Below are 24673 nucleotides of genomic sequence, written 5' to 3'. Positions count from 1 at the left end.
ATTTAAATTATAATGAATAGAGTGATAATTCGGAATGGGGGGGAGTTCGATAATGGAGGCGGTTGTCAATAAGGTCGATAATTACGTCAATAACGTATTAAATGCTGATGCAGTTCAATTAAGTAAAATGATTCGAAATAAGGAAATTTCAGTTTCGACCGCTACTCAAATCTATATTGATCGGATAAAAGAAAAAAATCCTACCGTCAATTTTCTGACTGAAGACCGTTTTGCATTTGCTGTGAAGGAAGCTGAAAAGGCGGATGAAAACTTGGCGAAAGGGCAGGCGGAGGGAGCTCTATTTGGTGTTCCGATTAGTATGAAAGAGTCTTTTGATGTACAAAACATGCAAACAACTGGTGGATTGAAATTTAGAAAGGGACTTATACAAAATCAAGATGCAGAAGTTGTTGCAAGATTAAGGGCGGAAGGTGCCATTATCCTTGGTAAAACAAATACACCAGAACTATGCTTTTGCCAAGAGACAGACAATAAATTGTATGGCAGGACGAATAACCCGCGAGATTTAAAACGTACAGTAGGAGGATCCAGTGGCGGTGAAGGGGCAGCTATTGCATTAGCTGCTGCGGCTGTCGGACTTGGATCGGACATTGGTGGTTCGATCCGTTTCCCAAGCCATTTTAATGGTGTTGTAGGCTTCAAGTCAGGAAAAGGGCAAGTATCCCAAGTTGGCAGTTTCCCTTATGTGGAAAACGAATTGCAACAACGGATGTTAGGAATTGGCCCAATCTCTAAATCGGTTCGTGATGCGAAATTGGTATACGACATAATTGCAGACGATAAACCGAAAGAACGAAATCTTGAAGATTTTTCGGTTAATGTATATAGGACGACAGAGAAGCCTATTTCCAGTGAAACACTAATGTTGTTAAACCAAATTTATTTGCACCTGAAAAACAATAAATTCCATTTTGAAAATAACCCGATTCCGCTCGTTAATGAATCTGCACTACTTTGGCAGGAAATCATGTCGATAGATGGTGGTGAATCTACAAGGAAGATTGCATTTGATCAAAAATCTGGAAATCCTTACGCTGCTTATCTGAAAGAAAAAACGATGAAAAATGCGCCTATTCACCGCTATTTATCATGGGCTTTAATCGGTGCATCCCTTTTCAAACCATCCGCCAAGCGAATTAATGAAATTAATCATCTTATAAAAAATGGTGATGCGATTTTAGACGAATACTTGGAAGGTCGGTTGGTAATTATGCCAGTCTATCATACGGCTGCGCCTCTGCACGGAGCTGTCTATAAGGAGATTTTTTCAATTAGAAAAACGTTTTTGAAATACATGCCTTTCGTAGCCTATGCAAATACATGGGGACTTCCCGCCTTAACAGTGCCGGTGGGTTCGGATAAAGACGGGATGCCTATTGCTGTTCAAATCATTGGAAAAAATGGTAACGAAGATGCGATATTTAAACTCGGCTCCTTAATTGAAAAGGAATTTGACGGGTATAAAAGAGCGGACTGATAAAAGAAGTGTCCAAGATTATTTGGGCACTTTTTTTGTTGTGAATAATTTTTCCTTTCATTATACTTAATAAGTGTTCAACAATGCATGCTATGTTATAATTCATGTTGGAAAAATAATTATTCTAGAGGAGTAATGAATATGATCTTAAAAGACTTCTTTATCGGACTTTCTCAGAACCAGTTTTTGAATAGCGCAGCGAAAAAATACGGATTAAAATTAGGCGCGCAAAATGTAGTAGCAGGAACGAATATTGCTGAGACAATAGAAAGTATCAAAGAATTGAACAAACATGGCATTTCTTGTACTGTTGATAACTTAGGCGAATTTGTGTATGAAAGAGAGGAAGCGACGGCTGCAAAAGATCAAATCATAGCTGTCATTGAAGCAATCCATGAAAACGGTGTAGATGCACATATTTCATTAAAGCCATCTCAATTAGGCTTGGACATTGATTATGATTTCTGCAAAGAGAACGTTGAGGAGATTGTTTCCGCGGCACATAAATATGGAATCTTCGTCAACTTCGATATGGAAGATTACGCACGTCTCCAACCGTCATTCAACTTGTTAGATGAGCTTTCCGTTAACTACGATAACATTGGAACGGTCATTCAAGCATATTTTTTCCGCGCGGAAGAAGATTTGCATAAACATAAAAATTACCGTCTAAGAATTGTAAAGGGAGCTTATAAAGAGTCTCCAGAAAATGCATATCAAGATAAACAAGATATTGATAAAAACTATATCAAGTTGATTGAATGGCATTTATTGAACGGTAAATTCACTTCAATTGCTACGCATGATCATAATGTCATCAATCATGTAAAACAATTTGTTAAAGAAAATAATATACCAAACGAAAAATTTGAATTTCAAATGCTCTACGGCTTTAGAAAGGAAATGCAACTGGAATTGGCGAAGGAAGGCTATAACTTCTGTACATATGTACCGTTTGGACAAGATTGGTATGGCTATTTCATGCGCCGTCTCGCTGAAAGACCACAAAACATGAACCTTGTTGTAAAACAAGTATTCACTAAAGAAACAAATACGATGATCGGTCTTGCGGCAGGTGCGTTCCTGTTAGGTCGTTTAACTAAAAAGAGAAAATAAAAATAACCAAAAAAGCGGCCGTCACGGAAAAATCGTGACAGACCGCTTTTTTACTTTAACCGAATACCACGATTATTACGAAGTAAATAACCATTGCGATAAGACCTATGGGAACACCGAATCTGGCCCACTCGACACTTTTAATATTTAACTTCCCTGCAGCGATGATGTTAGGTATGTTTCCAGGAATAAGCATTCCTCCACTGATAAGAAGACCTAAAAGGATTGCTTTAATTGTTGGCTCATCCATCTCATGGCTGATTTCCGCTGCGGCAAGAGTTGCATTGTCTAGTACGGCTGAAATCATATTGATCCAGTAAAGGACATATGGGCTCAGTCCCAATAAAAACCTTTCGATGAATGGTTCAAAACCTGCTCCTAATAAAGTTAGAGCCATGACGAATAAATAAATCTTGAAACCACGGATCAGAATGTCAATAAATGATTCTTTTCCATGATTTGCCTTCAATCCGAAATTCCTTTTGGATGGTTTGATCATGATAGCTGCCAAAATCCCAAATGCTATAACTCCTGGTAAAATATCGGGACCGATCAATCTTAATAAATAAAAGAAATCTACTTCCAATTTACTTGTCGCAATTGTGGAAAGTGGCTCCCCGATTGGCGTCAATACTGCACCCATTCCGATTGAGTAACACGCAAGGATTACAAACCTTACTTCCGATTTACGATCGAGTTCCAATACACTTACAATTGCTACTAAAACAATCGCAGCGATAATGGCTGTGATTACACTGGAAACAATTCCAAGTATGATAACGACAAGGGCGAGAAATAACCTATAAGGGATTGTACGGCTAATTCCCTTAATCCCTTTTTCGAAGGGTTTTTGTAGCCATTTGAACAATAATCCCGCAATGATGACTGCGAGGGTAATATGTATTGGATCTTCAAGTGCTTTAAGTATCAAAGCTCTGTCCAAGACACCGCTGATTAATACAGCAGCGATTCCCATAGTGAATAGGAATGCTTCCAAATTACGTTCAATTAAAGGAATGGTGAAAGGTAAAAATAAGACCATCACCAAAATAATCGATAACCCTACAATCATGGCCATTTCCTTCTTTCAGTTAATTGAATTAATACAACTATCATACCATTCTAATACTATTTTTAGAAATACTTATTTCTGAAAATACGTTTCTTTAAACGAAAAAAGCATGACCGCAATGGTCATGCTTTTAACGGATGGCTTAATGCACGCCTTTCATGAATTTTTGTATGATAGGGGATAGTGCGAAAAGGATTATACTTAAGAAAATCGCAACGCCACCTATGATACCAAAGTACATCATTTCCGTTTTATCAGAATAAAACTTTACGATTTGTGCATTTAATGCTTGAGCAGCAGCGTTGGATAAAAACCACAGGCTCATCGTCTGAGCAGAGAATGCAGCAGGCGCTAATTTAGTAGTAGCAGATAATCCGACAGGAGAAAGACATAGTTCACCTATAACAAGAACGAAAATACTTAATGCAAGCCATAATGGGTTGACTAATGTGTCAGTTCCACCAAAATATGCTGGTAAAAGAATTATGATGAAAGATAGGCCGGCGAACAAAATCCCTAATGAAAACTTTTGGGTGATTGAAGGTTGCCGTTTTCCTAATTTTATCCAAAGCCAAGCAAATACCGGTGCCATTGTAATGATGAATAATGGATTTAACGATTGAAACCAAGCAGGTGATATATGAAACCCAAATGCATCCAAATCAGTCCGTTTGTCTGCATAAAGAGCAAGGATTGTAGACCCTTGTTCCGCAATTGCCCAAAACATGACTGCAGCTAGAAATAAAGGAATATAAGCAATGATTCTTGACTTCTCATCTGCCGTTGTCTTCGGACTTCTATACATGACTAAGAAGTAAGAGAAAGGTATCAAAAATCCTAAAATACCAACGAGTGCGATGAATGAGTTAAATGTTAACCATCCATTGGGAATGGTAATGAACAGAAGAGCGGCTAAAACAATAATAGCAATAATAAGAACTTTGACAAATCGCTTCCGTTCTGCAGGGCTAAGCGGGTTTGCGATTTGCGTACCAGCTAAACCTAAATTCTTTTTCTTCGTGACAAGGAAAATGACAAGTCCAACGAACATACCGACTGCTGCAAGGCTGAATCCGAGATGGAAGTTATAATCCAATCCGATTGTACCGACAGTTAAGGGAGCTAAAAAACCACCCATATTAATACCCATGTAGAAGATACTAAAGCCGGAATCACGTCGTGTATCGTCAGTTGCATAGATGTCTCCCACAATACTTGAAATGTTTGGCTTTAATAGTCCAGTACCTATGACGATCAATATCATGGACATGAAAAACATTGTAAGGTTGCCAGGAAAAGCTAGAACGATATGTCCAAACATAATAAAGATCCCACCGTAGAATACGGCCTTCGATGTGCCGAATATACGGTCTGCCAGCCATCCACCGATAATTCCTGACATGTAGACAAGTGAGCCGTAAAGTGACATGATTGCCAGTGCGGTCGGTTCGCTTATCCCTAAGCCGCCCTTTGAAACTTCGTAGTACATATAGAAGACAAGGATTGCCCTCATACCGTAATAAGAAAAACGTTCCCAAAATTCAGTGAAAAACAATGTGAACAATCCTTTAGGATGTCCAAAAAATCCCTTTTGGGGAACGCTTTCAACAATTTGTTCTTTAGTTAAATTCGCCATTTGAGATTGCCTCCTTAATATTTCATTATTATATAAATAAATTAATTACATTGTCAAAAATAATATTAGTATATTTAAAATGTGTATTTAGCATGATGATACTGCTTTTTCAGACATTAGTGTTAGTAGAATAAAGCTATATTTATATATTTAATAATTCGCTTTTGATTCGGAAAATTTTATATACCCACTCTCTTATCATTTCCATCGAAACGAAGGTGATACTGATTGATGGGATGATTTCCGCGAAATGAATATCTACCACTTTCCGACAATTCGACAGTACAGAGCGATCGAATTCAAAAATCCGCGAATATGAGCTATCATTAGAGTAGGCAGTTTGTAGAAATGGATGTGTTATCATGAGCCAATTAATAGTTGATAAGCTTACAAAAAGCGTAGGAGAAAAGACGTTATTCCGAGATGTCTCGTTTACAATTGTCCAAGGAGAGAAAGTAGGTTTGATCGGGATCAATGGAACTGGAAAGTCGACACTTCTTTCGATTATTGCTGGAACAGAAGAATCAGACTCGATGAAGATGGAGCACCCGAATAGCTATACGATTTCTTATTTACCCCAAGTTCCAAATATCAATCCAGATAAGACCGTCATGGAAACTGTCTTTATGTCAGAAGCACCAATTATTAAACTGAATTTGGAATATGAGCATGCACTTTCTGCATTAGAGAAAGATCCTCTATCTGAAGAGAACCAGAAGCGGTTTTCTCGAATGCAAAATGAGATGGATGCACGCTCGGCATGGGATTTGAACACCAAAGCAAGAATGGTGCTTACGAAATTAGGGATCGATACATTTGAAAAAAGGATTGGGGAGCTATCGGGAGGTCAACAGAAGCGCGTTTCGTTGGCTAAAGTACTTATTGAACCGGCTGACCTATTGTTGTTAGACGAGCCGACGAACCATCTTGATGTGCAGTCAATCACTTGGTTGCAGGATTATTTGAAAAACGAAAAAGCGGCGGTCGTTTTCATCACACATGATCGCTATTTCTTGGACGCCGTATCTACTCAAATTTATGAGTTAGCAGACAAAACACTTTACGCTCATTCTGGAAATTTCGCTGATTATTTGGAGTCAAAAGCGATTCGCGAAGAAATGGCAGAAGCGACTGACGCGAAAAATCGAAACCGATACCGGAATGAATTAAAATGGATCAGACGAGGAGCTAAGGCGAGATCAACAAAACAGAAGGCCCGTATTGGACGTTTTGAAGAACTTGAGGAAAAGGTGAAGAAGGATAATACTTCCGCTAATATGGATGTTGCGTTGAAAACATCCCGCCTTGGTCGAAAAGTGATTGAGCTTCATGAAGTTTCCAAGTCCTATGGGGATAGAAAAGTCATAGAGGGGTTTAATTGTCTTTTGCAATCGGGAGACCGTATTGCAATTGTCGGACCGAATGGCGCCGGGAAAACGACATTGATGAAATTAATTGCAAGAGAAATGGAGCCGGATAGCGGTTTTATCGAGATGGGATCCACTGTAAAAATCGCTCATTTCCATCAGCAACTTCCGGCAATGGAGGAAAATAAGCGGATTATCGAATATATACGTGAAACATCTAATGATATTGAGGATAGCAATGGAGTTCGGATCTCTGCGACACAGATGTTAGAACGATTTCTATTTCCAACATCATCACATGGTACACCAATCGGGAAGCTGTCCGGTGGTGAAAGGAAGCGCCTTTACCTCTTAAAGTTGCTTATGGAGCAGCCAAACGTCCTATTATTAGATGAACCGACGAATGATTTGGATATTGAGACATTATCCGTATTAGAGTCATTCATCGATACATTTCCCGGAGTAGTTCTGACGATTTCCCATGACCGATTTTTCTTAGACAGGACATCAACGAAACTTTGGGCCTTGGATGGATCAGGCAATATTGAAATTCTGTATAGCATTTATACCGATTACTTGGAAGAGAAGTCATTAACAACAATAGATGAACCAATAGTTGAGAAAAATGCACCCATCCATAAAGTTGCCGAACCTGAAAAGGCGAAAAAGAGAATGACGTATTCCGAGAAAAGAGAATGGGAAACCATTGAATCCGATATTGAGAAAATCGAAGAGGAAATTGGGGCAATCGAAGCTGAAATGATGAAATCGGGCGCGGATTATGATCGGGTTAGTGACTTGACTAAAAAACTTGATAACCTGAATACGGAATATGAGCGCTTGATAGAACGGTGGACCTACTTGCAAGAAATTGCTGAATAATAACAAAAGCGGAGGGCGCCTGCTTAGAGGCGACAGGCATAAAGCGAAGATGCGGCGTGGCGTTTTTTGCCACAGAGCAGCTTTGACTTATGACCCCGAGCCTCTGGCGCCCGAAGCTAGATGATAATAAAGGGAGTGGGAATTGATGAAAATTGTTACAATTGAACCAACACCAAGTCCGAATTCCATGAAAATCATTGTGGATGAAGAATTGCCAATGGGAACGAGCCATAATTATAAGAAAGAAGACGCCCAAACAGCCCCACATCCAGTGTCAGAGATACTTGGCATAAAAGGGGTTAAAGGTATTTATCATGTCATGAACTTCATGGCTATAGAACGGATCGGCAATGTTGTTTGGGAAGATATTCTTTCTGAAGTGCAACGAGTCTTCAATGAAGAGGATGTCGAGGCCGACATTACTGAACAAGCCTCAGATGAACATTACGGCGAGGTATATGTTCATGTCCAAACCTATAAAGACATACCTTTGCAAGTAAAAGTTTTTGATAGTAACTCTGAATTACGGTTCGGTTTAAGTGAACGGTTTAAAAATGCGATGGAAAAAGTTCATAGCGCTGAAGTTGAAAACTATATCCTATTGCGGAAATGGGCGGATTACGGTATCCGTTACGGGGAAAAGCAGAAAATTGGAGAAACAGTTGTCCTTGAAGTAGAAGCCGCATATCCTGAAGAACGATTACAGGAAATTATCCAGCAATCGACAAACAGTGAAGAAAACAGAGTAAATGAAAGACAAAAAGTAACTCTTGAACAATTCAATGTAGATCAATGGGAAAAGCGTTTTCAGTTGATCGACCAGATGTCCGACCCAGATATTACTGACTTACCATTACTTGAGCAGGCATTGGAAGATGAAAAAATGTCAATTCGCCGCCTCGCAACTGTATATCTTGGTATGATCGAGGATGAGGCTGTTATTCCTTATGTGGAAAAAGCATTGAAAGACAAAAGCTGGGCTGTTAGAAGAACAGCTGGAGATTGTATGAGTGACCTCGGATTTGTAGGTTTTGAAAATGCTGCAATCGAATTGTTAAAGGATAAAAATAAACTTGTGCGCTGGCGTGCAGCTATGTTTCTATATGAAACGGGTACAGAAAAATCGTTGCCTGCACTCCATGCTGCCGAGGATGATCCAGAATTTGAAGTGAAGTTGCAAGTCCGGATGGCAATAGCCCGAATTGAAGAAGGAGAAGAGGCTAAAGGATCTATCTGGAAACAAATGACAGAGCTACGCGAGAGTTCTGTCGAATAACAAATTGAGAGGGGATTATTTAGATGAATGCGTACGATGAATATATGAGGGGCATCGTTAAACCGATGCGTGAAGAATTGGTTCAAAACGGTTTTACAGAATTGACAACCGCTGAAGAAGTGCAAGAAACAATGGATTCATTAAAGGGAACTGCGCTTATTGTTATAAATTCTGTATGTGGATGTGCGGCTGGACTTGCTCGCCCGGCCGTTAGAGAAGCCTTAAGCGCTTCAGCTGAAAAACCTGACCACTTATTGACGGTATTCGCTGGTCAAGACAAAGAAGCTACTGCAATGATGAGGGATTTCTTCCCGGAAGTGCCACCGAGCTCGCCTTCCATTGCTGTGTGGAGAGATGGATCATTAGCGAATTTCATACCAAGGGAAGAAATCGAGAACACCGATATGGAACAGATCAAGGATCACCTAACAGGTGTACTTGAACAAGTTTGTAAGAAGTGACGACAATCATCACGACAGCCGGAAGGCCCGATGAGACGACATATGCATTAGCAAAGTCTGCAAGTGATGAATTGACGTATCCCGTAGTGGAAAGAAAAAAGCGATCAATTTCAGGAATGCAAAGTGAATTTGATGCCGATATTCTCGTTGCAGGAAAAGAACGCTATGAACTTTTTCGAATAGGAATGGACCAACCTTTTTTCTTTCATCCAAATTCCGCCGCTTTTCGATTAAAAAGAATACTTAAAGGTGAAACAGATCCGCTTATTGACGCAAGTCAATTGGTAGGAGGCGATACATTTTTAGATTGCACCTTAGGACTAGCGTCCGATAGTATAATCGCTTCCTATATAATAGGGGAAAATGGAAAGTGTACTGGTTTGGAAGCAGATCCGTCCGTAGCTTTTCTAACAAAGATTGGACTTGGGAAATTCCAAACTGACTCGGAAACACTAAAAGTTGCTATGAAAGGTATTGAAGTGATTCATTCTGAAGCGATTGCATTTCTTCGTACTCAGGAAGATTGTTCATGGGATGTAGTGTATATCGACCCGATGTTTCACGCCCCAATTGAGGAATCTTCCAATTTCACGCCTCTTCGACAGGTAGGAGTGCATACTGCTTTAACGGAGGAATGGATGAAAGAGGCATTCAGAGTATGCAAGCGACGCGTAGTTGTGAAGGAAAGATACGATTCGCCTGTCTTTGAACGATTCAAACTTGACCGTGAAATACGCCCAAATACAAAATTCCATTTTGGGCATTTATCCAAATAAATAAAGCCGTCGACTCAAATTAGAGTCGACGGCTTTATTGACTACGAAAACATTTTTGGTGATCAATGAGTAAAATTCAACGAGCTTAAATAAAGGACGAGAACGAGCATTCCGATTCCCATTAGTAATTGAACATCCATTTATAAAAACCTCCTTCATAAAACCTCACAAATAAGTTCAGTTTTATTGTACAATGAAACTAAGAAATAAGAAACCTTTTCAAACCTTTTACGTAAATACTATATAAGTAAATCGTACAAAACAAAAAGCAGGTGATGAAGATGAAAAAGTACTTCCAAAAATTATTCATTGCAATTGTTGCGGTCCTGACACTTGGAGTAATATCGCCAAGCCATGAAATATGGACAACCCTTCAACCAAAAGATGATACAAGAGAAACCGATTTACCGTCCTTACAGAAACATGGTCTTCAATTAGGACTTGAGGATTCGATATTTGAACGGGAGATCTTTGCACAGACACCTTCCATAGAGGAGATATTGTTTAATCCTGCCAAAGAGCTTGTTTATTTGAAATTTGGTTCAAGAATCGGTCCCGTCATCAAACATGAATTCGATCAAGTCATCTTCCCAAAAATGTCTGAGGTCATTGAATCGACAGTCGCATCCGCTGGTGGCCTGGATAACGGAAGAATATCAATTACAGAAACGCCTTCAGGTAACTATGCCGAAAAGATATTTCACGTTTCCGACACAGAGGCGAAAAAAGACCTTATCCGATTCCATGTGCGAACAGAGAAAAGGCCACAAGATGGGTATTTCTACAACTTCCACTATCACACAGCCGATGATGATTTCACCGTCCATCATTCATTAGGGGATATCTATTGGTCGAAAAACACACCGCCGAAATGGTTATCATAAGACCATTTCGGCGGTTTTTGTTATACTGACATTTAAGTGTAAGGAGGAATTGGTAATATGATACAATACTTGGAGCTGTGTGCTCATATCATTGAACATGGAACTGTTAAGGAAGATAGAACGGGGACGGGGACAATAAGCGTTTTCGGCTATCAAATGAGATACGACTTGCAAAAGGGTTTTCCCCTTATGACTACAAAGAAAACTGCGTTCCGATTAATCGCATCTGAGCTTCTTTGGTTCCTTAAAGGGGATACAAATTTGAAGACATTGATCGAAGACCGAAATCCAATTTGGGATGAATGGGGATTCGAACGTTGGGTTAAAAGCGAAGAGTACACAGGACCCGATATGACGGATTTCGGCAGACGCAGTCAACAAGATGACCAATTCGCTGCTGTATATAAAGTGCAGATGGAACTATACAAAAAAAACATTGTAGAAGACGAAGCCTTTGCAGAAAAGTTTGGTGATCTTGGGCCGATTTACGGCAAGCAATGGCGTTCATGGACAACAGGGAATGATTCGGTCGATCAAATCGCTGCTCTAATCGAAGGAATCAAAAATAATCCTGACTCAAGAAGACATATCGTCACAGGGTGGAATCCTTCTGAGGTGAATGATATGGCCTTACCGCCTTGTCATGCACTGTTCCAGTTCTATGTTGCAGACGGAAAGCTTTCTTGTCAACTGTATCAACGGAGTGCAGACGTCTTCCTTGGTGTCCCTTTTAACATTGCCTCTTATGCATTGCTCATTCAATTAATTGCCATCGAATGCGGTTTGGAAGTCGGAGAATTCGTACACACACTAGGAGACGCCCACATCTATTTGAATCATATCGAACAAGTGAAAGAACAGTTATCGAGGACTCCTAAGGATTTACCGACATTACACATCGATATGAACGGCAAATCGACAATATTCGACCTCACATACGAGGACATATCTGTTGAGGGTTATGATCCATATCCAAAAATTAAAGCGCCAATAGCTGTATAACGTCTATCAGGAGAGGAAGTATAAGATGATTTCATTACTTGTAGCCGTTGACTTGAACCGTGTCATCGGCATAGATAATAAAATGCCTTGGCATATCCCTGAGGAATTGAAGTACTTTAAAAAAGTGACGATGGGAAAAGCGATTATCATGGGCCGTAAAACGTACGAATCGATCGGAAGGCTGTTGCCAGGAAGATTGAATATAATCATTACAAGAAATGAAGGTTATTCAGTTGAAGGCGCCGAAGTTGTACATGACCTGCATGAAGCGATTCAACGAGGAAAAGAATATTCGGAGGAAGTCGTTATTATTGGTGGCGCGGAAATTTTCAAATTATCAATGCCGATTGCTGACCGTCTATACATCACCGTCATTCGAAACAGCTACGAAGGAGACACCTTCTTCCCTGAGTACGACGACGGCAGCTGGAAACTCATCTCCGAATCTGAAGACCATCTCACACAAGACGGCATTCCTTATTCATATTTAATATTCGATAAAGAATAAAAAACAGCGTCCTCAATCAAACATAAAGGAGGACGCTGAAAAACATACAGGCACTGCCAGCAATGACGAAAATATGCCAAATAGCATGATTGTAAGGAATCTTTCTCCACGCATAAAAAATGGAACCAAAAGTGTAGAATACTCCACCTAAAACTAAGAGAATAATTCCTTCAATTGGCAACTGCTCATAAAGCGGCTTAATCGCAAACACAATCAGCCAACCCATTACAATATAGAAAACAAGAGACAAAGCCTCGTATTTATGAATAAAAAAGACTTTAAAAAGAACACCGACAATCGCAAGACCCCAAATAACTCCAAAAAGGGTCCAGCCAAGCACACCTTTAATTGTGACCAATAGAAACGGCGTATAGGTTCCAGCAATCAAGATGTAAATTGCCGAATGGTCAAAAATTGAGAACAATTTCTTAACTTTGACGGGCATACTGTGGAGTAATGTGCTCATTAGAAATAATAGAAGCGTGGACACACCGAATATAGAAAAGCTGACGACGGCTGTAGCCGTTCCATGGTTAATACCATCTATAATTAGCAGAACGAGCGCAGGAATGCTTAACAGAAATCCAAGACCGTGAGTGATTGCGTTCCATAGCTCTTCTCTCGGATTTTTATAATCAAATGCTTCAGTCATATACACATTTCTCCCTTCCGTTACCATTACTATACTAAAATAAGATAATAATCTCCAATATGACTAGGGAAGTGCTCTATTATGAATATAAAAAAAATACACATTGTCACTGATTCGACAGCTGACTTGATCGAAAACTATACAGACAAATACGATATCCATGTCGTGCCACTTACTATTCACATCGACGGGGAAACTTACACAGATAAAATCGACTTGAAACCCGATTCGTTCATGGAAAAGATGAAAAGTAGTAAAGAACTTCCGAAAAGCTCTCAGCCCGCTACTGGAGTTTTCAAAGAACTATACGATCGCCTTGGAGAAGATGGAAGTGAAATTATTTCAATTCATATGACTGGCGGCATGAGCGGAACAGTAAAATCAGCTGAAGCCGCTGCTCAAATGACAGATTCTAAAGTTACTGTCATCGACTCGATGTATATTTCGCATGCTTTAACATTCCAAGTTGTCGAAGCAGCAAAAATGGCTAGTGAAGGAAAGAGTGTACAGGAAATCGAAGAACGATTGAAAGATGTGAGGAAAAACACGACTTTGTTTGTCGTAGTAGATATGCTTGATAATCTCGTGAAAGGTGGCCGTGTTGGAAAAGGGAAAGCGATGATAGGCTCCCTATTGAACATTAAACCTATCGCGACTCTTCAAGAAGGAGTATATACACCAGTAGGCAAAGCGCGCAGTCATAGACAAGTAGTCTCCCATCTGTACAAAGCATTCAAAGAAGATACGGCAGGGAAGATCATAAAGTCAATCGGAATTTCACATGCAAACGGAATGGCGATGGCAGAACCGCTCTTGCAATTGATTGAGGAATCCGGATGGAAGGATGTTAAATTCTCATTCACTTCTCCGATTATAAGCACCCATACAGGTGAAGGTGCAATTGGATTTATGTACTATACAGATTAAGAGGGCACGGATTAATCAAAAAATAAATAAAGGAGAACTGTGTTTATGAGAAGAATATTCATAGTGATCATCTTCTCATTCGTTTTGACAGGTTGTCAGGAAAAAAGCATTTCCCAACCGGAACCCTTTTTCGAAAGGGAAGAGATTGCGTTTAAGGAATATATGGTCCCTGATTATTTCATCCCTGAAAATATCACTGTCATCGGGCTTGGTGATTCGTTAACCCAAGGCGTTGGAGATGAGCTGAAAAGGGGTGGCTATTTTGGTCGGGTGGCACTTGCAATGAATTATTGGAAAGGCGTAAAAGAACTTCATGCTGAAAACTTAGCAAAAAGAGGTAGACGTAGCGATCAACTCATCAAACAGCTTGAAGACCCGGAAATTCAAGCGTCTATCAAGAAAGCGGATGTCATTTATATGACAATTGGCGGAAACGACATGATGAAAATCGTCAAAGAAAATCTCTTCGATTTGAAGACAGGACCTTTTTACATCGAATTAGGTAAATTTGAAAATCGGCTTGACGAAATATTCAAGATGATCCGAGGGTTAAACGGCGATGCAGTGATTATAGTAGCAGGACTTTACAATCCCTTGTCAATTGTCATTGCAGAAGCGAATGAATTTAATACGATTATAGAAGACTGGAATGAGGCAATAGAAATTCAAACGATCATGGATGGTAAAGCGTGTTTTGTGCCAGTGAGTGATCTATTTATCAGCAATGAAAACATGGTTTACCATACCGATTTCTTTCATCCGAATGCAAAAGGATATGAAAACATGGCAAACCGCTTTATCGAAAAAGTCGATAGTTGTGGTTTGAGTGAACTGTCGGATGGGAAATTGGATATGTAGGGGTGGTCGATTGTGAACATATGGAAAATAGCATTTTTCAGTCTGTTAGGATTAATTGTAACGGGCATAATTGCGTTAGTGCTATATATTGATAGCCCTAAAGACTCAGGGCCGCTTCCTTCATATGAACGCTCTGTTAGGGGAAGTGTTTTAAGTATTAAAGCAACCAAGAAAGACCTTGAATCTTTGGCTAATACTTATATCCAAAAAGCGATGAAGGGAGAGCCCCTTCCTGTAACAATGGTAATAAGGGAAGATGTCATTTTAGTTTCCAAATTGACGGTATTTGGATTTACATTGCCGGTCATCATGCATTTTGATCCGGTAGTTTTAGAGGACGGAAATTTACTCCTCAAACAATCATCATTAGAAATCGGTGATTTTAACTTTCCCCCTTCCACTGTACTTGAAATATTACGTGACACCATTGATTTACCCGAATGGATGGTTGTAAGGGCAAAAGAAGAAGAAATTTTCATCAATTTATCGGAATTACCGGTTTCAGGAGACATACTGATAAAAGCGAAGTCGTTTAATCTTAAGGAAGATAATATCGAGCTTGAAGTGACAATTCCGAATAAATAAGGAGAGATGACAATGACTATTCAAAAAGCTATATTTGCTGGAGGTTGTTTCTGGTGTATGGTAAAACCGTTTGACCGTTACGATGGAGTGATTTCGGTTGTTTCCGGGTACACTGGAGGCGATGTAGAAAATCCAAGCTATGAACTTGTATGCACAAATACGACGGGTCATCGTGAAGCGGTTGAAATCACATTTGAAGACGAAATCATCTCTTATGAAGAACTTCTATCCATCTTCTGGCGCCAAATCGATCCGACTGATGCCGGAGGGCAATTTTTTGATCGCGGAGAATCCTACCAAACGGCTATTTATACGACTTCACCGGAACAATATGAAAAGGCGCATCAATCAAAACACGACCTCGAGGCTTCCGGTAAATTCTCAAAGGAGATTCAGACCGAAATCCTACCAGCAAAACCTTTCTATCCGGCTGAGGAGGGACACCAAAACTATTATTTGAAAAACCCCTCCCATTATAACCGTTACGCAATTGGCTCGGGGCGCGTGGCTTTCAAAATAAATCATTGGGGTGAAGAGGAATGAAAGAAGACCTTAAAAACGAACTAACTGCAATGCAGTATTATGTAACACAGGAAAATGGAACTGAGCCGCCTTTTCAAAATGAATATGACAACCATTATGAAGAGGGCATCTACGTCGATATCGTTTCAGGTAAGCCTTTGTTCAGTTCGAAAGATAAATACGATGCCGGTTGTGGTTGGCCAAGCTTCACTAAACCGATTGTAAGTGAAGAAGTGACGGAGCATTTCGATTCAAGCCATGGTATGCGTAGAACCGAAGTGCGCAGTAAAACAGCCGATTCCCATTTGGGGCATGTTTTTCCCGATGGACCTGGTCCAGAGGGCCTGAGGTATTGCATCAATTCTGCTGCTCTCTGCTTCATACCTGTCAGTAAGCTTGAAGAAGAAGGGTATGGACAATATACATCCCTATTTACTGAATGAAGGGAGGAACGATGATGGATCGTTCTTTTTATCAATTTGCACTATCTTTTCGCGGAGGAAAGAAAGACGATTCAATGAGCGTCTTTGCCGAGGCAATGTTCAATGATCAAAGCTTTCCAAAAGATGAGAGGGGATTTGATCCACTCTCCAGATATTTAGAAGAAAAAGCAGATCCTGAAATGCCAAGTGTTGTATTTGATGAATTATTTGAATTGTACCAAGAACGTGTTCGCTAATACTGTCATAATTGCAAAGTATAGCGAATGACTGTATGATGAAGGAAGAAATTTGAAAGTGAGGGCATTAAAAATGAGTATACATATCAATGCAAAAAAAGGCGATATCGCGGAGACGATTCTTCTTCCTGGGGATCCATTACGAGCTAAATATATCGCAGAGACGTTTTTAGAGGATGTTACCCAGTACAATGAAGTTCGGAATATGTTTGGTTATACGGGAACCTACAAAGGGAAGCGAATCTCTGTTCAAGGAACAGGCATGGGAGTCCCTTCCATATCGATCTATATTAATGAATTAATGCAGGAATATGATGTACAAAAGTTAATCCGCGTTGGAACTTGCGGAGCGATTCAAAAAGACGTTAAGGTACGTGATGTTATCTTAGCTCAAACAGCGACAACAAACTCACCGATCAATAGAACATTCTTTAATGGAGTTGACTTTGCACCAACTGCTGACTTCGATTTACTATTGAAAGCTTATAATGCTGGAGTAGAAAAAGGGCTGAATTTAAAAGTAGGAAATGTATATACTGAAGACTTCTTCTATAACGAACATGCAGAGCATGAGAAACTTGCTCAATATGGCGTCTTAGCTGTTGAAATGGAAACAGCAGCTCTTTACACATTAGCTGCAAAATTCGGTAGACAGGCTCTATCTGTTTTAACAGTCAGTGACCATATCTTGACTGGGGAAGTTACCACTGCGGAAGAGCGCCAGACAACTTTCAATGACATGATTATTGTTGCGTTAGACGCTGCAATTCAATAATAGCGCACCTTTGGACCGCTTGCTGCAACTTTGCGGTCCTTTTTTTGAATGGACAATCTCGGAAGGAAAGTGGGGAATGGGATGGACGAAAAAGAGAAAAACGTTGAACAGGAAAACGAAACGAACTACCAACCACCTGCTAAACGTTTTATACAAATAAAGCCGTTCTCCTTGGTCATGCTCATATTCGGCTTGGTGTTAACAACGGCCGCTGTAACATTTTTTGCACTGACAACAGGTGAAGATAAGGTCGTAGAAGTGGTCAGTCCACAAAATCCAACAATTGAGCGCAAGGAATTTAAAAAGTTATTCGATGCGTATGATGAATTGAAGAAAACCTACTTTAATGAAATTGATGAAACAGCTGTCATCGATGGGGCCATCAATGGAATGATTGATGCACTTGGAGATCCATTTTCAGATTATTTGAATGAAAAGGAAGCAAGACAACTAAATGAAAGCATCTCTTCAAGTTTCGAAGGCATCGGAGCGGAAATTCAGGAATTGAATGGGTATATAAACATCGTCTCTCCGATTAAAAATTCACCTGCAGAAAAAGCAGGTCTATTGCCAAACGACTTGATCATCGCAGTGGATGGAAAAAGCATTCAAGGTATGTCTTCATCTGAAGCGGTTTTACTTATACGCGGTGAAAAAGGGACGACAGTAACATTAACAGTGCGTCGGGGGGAGATGGGTGAACCATTCGATGTATTGATAGAACGGGACGTTATTCCGATTGAAACCGTCTATACCGAAATGCTTGAAAACAATATAGCGCATATCCGGATTACTAGTTTCTCTGAACATACGTATGATGAATTGCTTACTGCGTTGGATGATATGGAAGCCAAGGGTATGGAAGGACTGATTATAGATGTTCGCCAAAACCCAGGAGGAATGCTAAATACCGCAATCGATATTTCTGATCTCTTTGTAGAAAAGAATAAGAATCTTTTCCAATATCAAGGGAAAGGCAGTAACCCTGAAGTTTATGTTGCGTCTGATGGTCGTAAAGTGAAAGTTCCAGTAGCAATGATCATAGATGACGGAAGTGCGTCTGCATCCGAAATCTTAGCAGGTGCATTAAAGGAATCGGCAAATGTTCCACTAATTGGTATCAAAACCTACGGTAAAGGAACTGTTCAAACTCCTAAGAATTTATCGGATGGTTCCAATTTGAAGCTAACCACGGCAAAATGGCTAACGCCTGATGGTAATTGGATTCATGAAAAAGGAATCGAACCCGATATAGAAGTCCAGTATCCGACATATGCAATGCTTCCGTTCCTTGATCCAACTGTGGAGATGAAGGAAGGAATGATATCACCAGCAGTGAAAACGGCCGAGGAAATGTTAAGCGCGATTGGATTTGACCCAGGAGAAGTTGACGGTCTATTTGATGCAAAAACCGAAGAAGCGGTAAAATCACTGCAACGGGAATTGTCTCTGGATGAGGATGGAATAATCATTGGAGATACAACTTTCGGTTTAATGAATCGATTGAGGACCAAAATGCATGATGAAGATCCTCAGTTATTAAAGGCTAAGGAAATATTAATGGATACCATTAAGTAATTATTCAACAATCGAAGCAGAGGAGGAATTTCGGTTTCCCCCCTCTGCTTTTTTAATGTTTTTATTAAAATGAGGTGTTAATATGATCGATGTATATTTATTGAGTGGGTTTTTAGGTAGTGGTAAAACATCTTTATTGATGAGTTTAATCGCAGAGTTGAAAGAGATGGGAAGGAAGCCTGCAGTTCTTATGAATGAATTTGGTTCAATCTCCATAGATTCTGATACTGTCGGTCAATCACAGGACGTACCACTTAAGGAACTCCTTAACGGTTGTATTTGCTGCACAGGCTCAGAAAATACAGAAGCTCAATTGCAAGGGCTTTTGGAAGAATATGACATGGATGTTATTTTAATTGAGACTACAGGCGCTGCGCATCCTGTGGAGGCATTAGATGCTGTCTATTCTCCTTTATTTGCCGAAAAACTTTGTGTGAAGGGTATTGTAACAGTTGCCGACTCTAAAAGATGGCTTGAACGTGACAAAATGTCGCCTCAAATACGTTCATTATTCTTGGAACAAATTAGACACGCCCATATATTACTCGCCAATAAAACAGACCTATTAACAGAGGAAGAGTTGGCGACTGTTTCAATGGAGCTCTCTAATTTTAACGGTACAGCGCAAGTTATTCAGACAACAAATGCTAAGTTATCTTTTTCATTTATCGAAGCAACCCTGTCGACTATGAAAGAAGCGGATATGAAAACTGTCATTTCAGGTAAGCACCTTCCTTTGACATCCAAGTTAATAACGTTTGAGAAAGATGTTGACAAAGCAGAGTTTGAAGCTTGGGTCCAATCGTTGCCGGATACAGTATACAGGATGAAAGGATACGTACCTCTAAAGGGAACTAAAAATCCATTTCTATTCCAATATGCATATGGTTTAGTAAATTGGATGCCTGAATACATTAAGATGGAGGCACGGCTAGTTCTAATTGGTGAAGGGGTCAGTCAGATAGAATACATGTAGACGTCTACTTGTCTGAGAATTGTCAACCCCCTTTTAGATGAAATAATAGACTTGTCGACCAAAAGTAGCCAATTTAGTTGTTTATGAGTCGCCTTAGGTAAGGTGTTTAGAATTCTATTGGGTTTATTGGCAAATCACTCCAACTCTTAATTTTCTTCCTTACGTTATGATAGATTGCGAAGGGAGGAGTTAAGAGATGAAAAAATCGGTAGCTGTCATCTTACTCGGTTCGGCGCTCTTACTGCCGAACAACAATAGTGTTGAAGCTTCTTATCATAATAATGATAATGTAGTTAAATACGCAAAAACAAAAATAGAATGCTATAGCGTACAAGGGCAGGTAACTTCAATTTACAACCAAGAAGGAAACCGCGGTGAGTTATTAAATAAATACTTGGACGCATTCAATAAACAGTTTGGTTACCAATTCACATGGCAACAACCATCCACTGTAACTAAAAATGGTGGACAATCAAAGCCAGTTGAACAGGCCAAACCAGTAGAGGAAGCTAAACCTGTAGAAAAGCCGGCTGAACAAGCTAATCCTGTAGAACAAGCTAGACCAACAGAAACACAACAACAACAGCCTTCAAATACTGTTTCAGAAACTTCGAATTCAACGCAGAATACTTCTGTTTCTGCAATTGAAAAAGCAGTTCTGGACTTAACTAATGTTGAAAGACAAAAAGCAGGTTTGAAGCCATTGCAAATTGATGAGAAATTAATGGCATCTGCACGTCAAAAGTCTGCAGATATGTCCAAGAACAATTATTTCGATCATAACAGCCCAACGTACGGTTCTCCGTTCGATCAAATGAAAGCGAATGGCGTTTCTTATCGCTCAGCTGCTGAAAACATCGCAATGGGTCAACGTTCTGCTGAAGAAGTCGTAAAAGCATGGATGGAGTCTCCAGGTCATAGACAAAACATATTAACACCAGAGTTCACGCATATTGGTATTGGTTTTGTTCAAAACGGCAATTACTGGACACAACAATTCATTCAAAAATAATAGATGGAAAGAACATGGTCGGGAAGTCCCCGTCCATGTTCTTTTTTTTGCATAAAAGCGTTCAGTGGCGGCGATACTTTAGCCGTGAGGTGAAATACATGGGTAGTGATAATAAGCCGGTGATCAGTAAGAAGAGTTTGAAACAGCTTTTTTACAATTCAATGGATTTCGTAATAATAGATGTCGAATGGCCAATGGGGAAAGGAATCCTTTGTTATTATTCTTCGCTGGCTGATCCAACGGAAGCAAACAAACAGATTGACATCATTCGGCAACGGGCATTGGAGAAAACGAACAACTGGGGGAAAACAGCAGCATCCGACGTTAAACCATATTCTGAAGAGGAGTTAGTTAAATCCGTGTGCAGTGGACAGACAGTAATCATTTTTGAAGAATCTCAACTGATGTTGACTGTCTCAGCACCTAACACATCGGGCAGGACGCCGAGTGAACCGGAAACAGAACAGGTTGTCAGAGGCCCGCATGATGGCTTTGTTGAAAGCACACAAATAAACCTTACACTTATCCGACAAAAACTTCATAGAAAGGATCTTGTGGTCAAATCGATGGAAATCGGTGCAGATACAAGTACAACAATGACCTATCTATATATCGATACGATCGCGGATAAAGATGTAGTCAAACTATTTGAAACTAAATTAGAAGATGTAAGAGATATAAACATATTAAATACAGGAGAAATCGAAGATTATCTTGAGGGATCAGTGTATTCTCCTTTTCCTCAGTTACTCTATACTGAACGACCGGATCGGGTTGTCTTTAATTTGATGGAAGGGAAGATTGCTCTATTTGCTGATAATTCACCAAGTGCTATGATTGCTCCCGTTACGTTTTTCTCATTTTTTCAATCTCCGGATGATTTTAATGGGCGTGTAATAATTGGTTCCTTTTTCAGGCTCCTGCGAATAATAAGCTTAGTGATGGCAATCTTTCTACCAGCATTTTATATTGCGGTAGTCAGCTTTCACTCGGAGATATTACCTATCGAATTAAGTAAAAAAGTTAAACTTGCAATTAACGAAATTCCCTACCGCCCAATTTTTGAAGCGTTTATATTGGAAGTGTTCATCGAATTGATAAGGGAGGCCAGTATTAGGCTTCCGAAGCCGATCGGGCAGACGATTGGTGTTGTCGGGGGGTTGATTATTGGTGATGCAATTGTCAGTGCTGGTCTCGTATCGAATTTAATGGTGATTGTTGTTGCTCTGACAGCCATTTCGAGTTTTGTTGTACCTACAGCTGAAATGAATATGTCAATTCGGATATTAAGATTCCCATTCATGATTGCAGCGGCACTTTTCGGTTTTTTTGGTATGGCAATCGGAATGATGATATTGACTATCCATCTTTTGACATTGTCGTCTTTGAAACAGCCCTATTTTGCTCCATTCATCCCATTGGATACGACAAGATTCATGGACATCTTCCTCCGTTCACCCTATACCAAGTTTCATAAACAGCAAAAAACATTCACTTTCATCAGTAAAAAGAAAGGCCGGAAATCATGATGTTCACGTTATCAAGAATCCAGTTTTTCTTGCTATTGTTCGTCTTTCAGACAGGAACGGTATTCCTTTCGTTTCAATCACGATTAATTGATGTTAGTGGTACAAATTCTTGGGTTTTGTTCATCCTCGCGGGCCTCTTGCATTATTTGCAACTTTTTCTATTCGAAAAGTTTCATAAACGGTTCAATCCGGGTCCGTTTGTATCTCATTTATATATAGTCTATTGGTTTTTTATCATCGTCTCTTTTTTAGCTTATATCAATTACACAATTGCCATTTGGCTCTTTCCAAACACCCCTCAGATTGTCACGATGGCCTTTATGGTAGGGGTTTCATTGTATGCGAATACAAGGAAACCTGAAACGCTTATCAATTTACCAGTAATCATTTTACCGATGATTCCTTTTTTCGTCCTTTTTCTATTCATGGCTTTACCAGAACTTGTATGGACTTATCTTTTCCCGATTGATGTTACTGATTACAAGTCTATGTTAAAAGGGTTATTCTTTGTGCAGGCAACATTCATTGGAGTTGAAATGTTTTTGTTTCTGAGGAAGTATGTCAAAGCTGATGAGAAAGTGAATGGTAAACCGCTTTTTATTTACCAAAGTATATGGTTTTTATTTTTCTTTACTGGACTGATTTTTGTATTACTTTTTTTCCCTTTGAACGGTTTCAAGTTCGTCACTGAGCCTCTTCTTTATTTATTAAAGTTTCAAAAAGTTACATTCGTTGAACGGCTTGACCTGTTTTTCCTTTTTATATGGATAAGTTGGAGCATAATTACAATTTCAATCTATATATTCATGTGTATTCATGTACGAAAAACACACTATAAAAGTCCAAGTAATCGTTTCATCATTCTCTTTCATGTCCTGATTGTAATTACTTCAACCTTCTTGGCAACGAAAGATCGGATTGAAATTATTCGGCAAGTTTCTATCTACGCACATATCGTGTTTTCTGTATTTTTTCCGGCTGTTGTTATCTTGATGAATAGGAGGGGAAAGCAATGAGAAAAGTTGTTTTAGCACTTCTTGCAATTCCGTCAATTTTCCTTGGTGGCTGTTGGGATGAATCCCAATACAAAGATGTAACAATTGTTCCTGTCATGGGGATAACAACTTCAGGCGGACAGGTGAAAGAGTTTTTTTCGTATCCAACTTTTCACAATGATACTATAAGCTACACTCAGTCCGAAGGAAGTGGGATTTCAGGAAGAAGTGCTAGAGAGGATGCAAACCACCGCACGATGGAAGCACTTGATTTTACCCATCTTGAAGTATTATTAGTATCTAGTGAGATTGCTAAAAACGAATTACATGAACAATTGGATATGTTTTTCAGGTCACCGCGGAATCGGATTACAAGTTATTTGGCAATCGTTGAAGGGGATATGGAACAATATTTTAAACCTCCGGGAGATTTAAATACAGAGGTTGCTGATTTCTATCCAGAATTACTCCGTACGGCCGTCCTCTATTCATATATTACGGAAAACACAATGGGAGAGTCGGTAAAAATACTCCTTGATGATACAATCGATCTAAGTTTGCCGTATTTGACTATCAATGATAATGGAATTCCAACCATTGAAGGGATTGCGTTGTTCAGCCATGGAAAATATACGGGTGCAACACTGAAAAAACAAGAAGCGGTTTTGGCGGGAGTTATGAAAAAGCAACAAGGAAAGTACACTCGCCTAAGTTTTCATTGGAAGGAGAGGGATAGCCCCATCACGATTGAAATTATCAACACCCGTCGTAAAATGAAAATTTCCAATGACCGGATCAGTGTGAACTACGTTATTAACTTCAGTGTTGTGGAATTCCCTAACAACAACTTGAATAGCAAGAATATCAGAAGAGAGACCGAAAACTTCCTTTCTGCCGAGATTAAGAAGGACTTTGATAAAATTATAAAAAAAACACAAGAAAATAAGAGCGATATTATCGGTTTTGGGCGAACCGTTCATGCATTTCACCAAAAGATGTGGAATAAGGGCGACTGGAGCGAAACATACTCCACTTTGCCGATTGAAGTCAACGTGACAATGAAAATGAAAAGGACAAGTATTTATGATTGAAAAATCCCGATCCGTA

25 protein-coding genes are annotated in these 24673 nt (G+C 39.6%); 22 read left to right on the top strand and 3 right to left on the bottom strand.

What is annotated here, in order from left to right; all coding sequences use genetic code 11:
• Window positions 1-52: 52 nt before the first annotated feature.
• Together P5G49_RS09170 and P5G49_RS09165 are read left to right on the top strand one after the other, a co-directional pair.
• Window positions 53-1498, top strand: a complete 1446-nt coding sequence (locus P5G49_RS09170) for an amidase (RefSeq protein ID WP_301243271.1) — start codon at window positions 53-55, stop codon at window positions 1496-1498.
• 141 nt (window positions 1499-1639) lie between these two features.
• Window positions 1640-2614, top strand: a complete 975-nt coding sequence (locus tag P5G49_RS09165) for a proline dehydrogenase family protein (protein ID WP_301243268.1) — start codon at window positions 1640-1642, stop codon at window positions 2612-2614.
• 55 nt (window positions 2615-2669) lie between these two features.
• Here the strand turns inward: P5G49_RS09165 and P5G49_RS09160 are convergent, their stop codons facing one another.
• On the bottom strand, window positions 2670-3686 hold the full coding sequence (locus tag P5G49_RS09160) for a DUF1646 family protein (protein ID WP_301243266.1): 1017 nt from the start codon (window positions 3684-3686) through the stop codon (window positions 2670-2672).
• Between the two features lie 142 nt (window positions 3687-3828).
• Complete coding sequence (locus tag P5G49_RS09155) at window positions 3829-5322, bottom strand: peptide MFS transporter (protein ID WP_301243264.1); 1494 nt, start codon at window positions 5320-5322, stop codon at window positions 3829-3831.
• A gap of 362 nt (window positions 5323-5684) precedes the next feature.
• Between P5G49_RS09155 and P5G49_RS09150 the strand changes: the two genes are divergently transcribed.
• From P5G49_RS09150 to P5G49_RS09120, 7 genes are all read left to right on the top strand, one after another.
• Complete coding sequence (locus P5G49_RS09150; RefSeq protein ID WP_301243262.1) at window positions 5685-7571, top strand: ABC-F family ATP-binding cassette domain-containing protein; 1887 nt, start codon at window positions 5685-5687, stop codon at window positions 7569-7571.
• 145 nt (window positions 7572-7716) lie between these two features.
• Entirely contained in the window at window positions 7717-8847 is a 1131-nt protein-coding gene (locus P5G49_RS09145; RefSeq protein ID WP_301243260.1) for a conserved virulence factor C family protein, read from the top strand.
• 23 nt (window positions 8848-8870) lie between these two features.
• A complete protein-coding gene (locus P5G49_RS09140; protein WP_301243258.1) occupies window positions 8871-9308 on the top strand; it encodes a BrxA/BrxB family bacilliredoxin in 438 nt (145 codons plus the stop codon).
• Entirely contained in the window at window positions 9305-10084 is a 780-nt protein-coding gene (locus P5G49_RS09135; protein WP_301243256.1) for a class I SAM-dependent methyltransferase, read from the top strand. Before P5G49_RS09140 ends, P5G49_RS09135 begins: the two co-directional genes overlap by 4 nt.
• Window positions 10085-10365: 281 nt before the next feature.
• Window positions 10366-10968 (top strand): YpjP family protein, encoded by a 603-nt coding sequence (locus P5G49_RS09130; RefSeq protein ID WP_301243254.1) that lies wholly within the window; start codon window positions 10366-10368, stop codon window positions 10966-10968.
• A 57-nt stretch (window positions 10969-11025) separates the two neighbouring features.
• The gene (locus P5G49_RS09125) at window positions 11026-11970 is read left to right on the top strand and encodes a thymidylate synthase (RefSeq protein ID WP_301243252.1); all 945 of its coding nucleotides are present in this window, start codon (window positions 11026-11028) and stop codon (window positions 11968-11970) included.
• Window positions 11971-11995: 25 nt separating this feature from the next.
• A complete protein-coding gene (locus P5G49_RS09120) occupies window positions 11996-12478 on the top strand; it encodes a dihydrofolate reductase (RefSeq protein ID WP_301243250.1) in 483 nt (160 codons plus the stop codon).
• 16 nt (window positions 12479-12494) lie between these two features.
• Here the strand turns inward: P5G49_RS09120 and trhA are convergent, their stop codons facing one another.
• Entirely contained in the window at window positions 12495-13130 is a 636-nt protein-coding gene (gene trhA, locus P5G49_RS09115) for a PAQR family membrane homeostasis protein TrhA (protein ID WP_301243248.1), read from the bottom strand.
• An 87-nt stretch (window positions 13131-13217) separates the two neighbouring features.
• Between trhA and P5G49_RS09110 the strand changes: the two genes are divergently transcribed.
• The 13 genes from P5G49_RS09110 to P5G49_RS09050 all read left to right on the top strand — a co-directional run bounded on the left by P5G49_RS09110 (window position 13218) and on the right by P5G49_RS09050 (window position 24657).
• The gene (locus tag P5G49_RS09110) at window positions 13218-14057 is read left to right on the top strand and encodes a DegV family protein (RefSeq protein ID WP_301243526.1); all 840 of its coding nucleotides are present in this window, start codon (window positions 13218-13220) and stop codon (window positions 14055-14057) included.
• 45 nt (window positions 14058-14102) lie between these two features.
• Complete coding sequence (locus tag P5G49_RS09105; RefSeq protein ID WP_301243246.1) at window positions 14103-14915, top strand: GDSL-type esterase/lipase family protein; 813 nt, start codon at window positions 14103-14105, stop codon at window positions 14913-14915.
• A 12-nt stretch (window positions 14916-14927) separates the two neighbouring features.
• On the top strand, window positions 14928-15500 hold the full coding sequence (locus P5G49_RS09100; RefSeq protein ID WP_301243244.1) for a YpmS family protein: 573 nt from the start codon (window positions 14928-14930) through the stop codon (window positions 15498-15500).
• Between the two features lie 12 nt (window positions 15501-15512).
• Entirely contained in the window at window positions 15513-16043 is a 531-nt protein-coding gene (msrA, locus tag P5G49_RS09095) for a peptide-methionine (S)-S-oxide reductase MsrA (protein ID WP_301243242.1), read from the top strand.
• Window positions 16040-16465 carry a peptide-methionine (R)-S-oxide reductase MsrB gene (gene msrB / locus P5G49_RS09090; protein ID WP_301243240.1) on the top strand — a complete coding sequence of 142 codons (426 nt, stop codon included), beginning with the start codon at window positions 16040-16042 and terminating at the stop codon, window positions 16463-16465. Before msrA ends, msrB begins: the two co-directional genes overlap by 4 nt.
• Window positions 16466-16479: 14 nt before the next feature.
• Entirely contained in the window at window positions 16480-16701 is a 222-nt protein-coding gene (locus tag P5G49_RS09085; protein ID WP_301243238.1) for a YozE family protein, read from the top strand.
• 73 nt (window positions 16702-16774) lie between these two features.
• The gene (deoD, locus tag P5G49_RS09080) at window positions 16775-17476 is read left to right on the top strand and encodes a purine-nucleoside phosphorylase (protein ID WP_301243236.1); all 702 of its coding nucleotides are present in this window, start codon (window positions 16775-16777) and stop codon (window positions 17474-17476) included.
• 81 nt (window positions 17477-17557) lie between these two features.
• On the top strand, window positions 17558-19054 hold the full coding sequence (locus tag P5G49_RS09075) for a lmo1851 family serine protease (protein ID WP_301243233.1): 1497 nt from the start codon (window positions 17558-17560) through the stop codon (window positions 19052-19054).
• Window positions 19055-19136: 82 nt separating this feature from the next.
• Window positions 19137-20030, top strand: coding sequence for a CobW family GTP-binding protein (locus P5G49_RS09070; protein WP_301243231.1), 894 nt, complete (start codon window positions 19137-19139; stop codon window positions 20028-20030).
• A gap of 196 nt (window positions 20031-20226) precedes the next feature.
• The gene (locus P5G49_RS09065) at window positions 20227-21042 is read left to right on the top strand and encodes a CAP domain-containing protein (protein ID WP_301243229.1); all 816 of its coding nucleotides are present in this window, start codon (window positions 20227-20229) and stop codon (window positions 21040-21042) included.
• Between the two features lie 98 nt (window positions 21043-21140).
• Complete coding sequence (locus P5G49_RS09060) at window positions 21141-22571, top strand: spore germination protein (protein ID WP_301243227.1); 1431 nt, start codon at window positions 21141-21143, stop codon at window positions 22569-22571.
• Window positions 22568-23587: a GerAB/ArcD/ProY family transporter gene (locus P5G49_RS09055; protein ID WP_301243225.1), complete on the top strand. Its 1020-nt coding sequence runs from the start codon at window positions 22568-22570 to the stop codon at window positions 23585-23587. Before P5G49_RS09060 ends, P5G49_RS09055 begins: the two co-directional genes overlap by 4 nt.
• Window positions 23584-24657, top strand: a complete 1074-nt coding sequence (locus tag P5G49_RS09050; protein WP_301243223.1) for a Ger(x)C family spore germination protein — start codon at window positions 23584-23586, stop codon at window positions 24655-24657. Before P5G49_RS09055 ends, P5G49_RS09050 begins: the two co-directional genes overlap by 4 nt.
• Window positions 24658-24673 lie beyond the last annotated feature (16 nt).

The organism is Sporosarcina highlanderae, from assembly GCF_030433715.1.
In the GTDB taxonomy this organism is placed as follows: domain Bacteria; phylum Bacillota; class Bacilli; order Bacillales_A; family Planococcaceae; genus Sporosarcina; species Sporosarcina highlanderae.
Note: the sequence above shows the minus strand (reverse complement) of the source record. Positions and strands in the feature narration are given on the sequence as shown.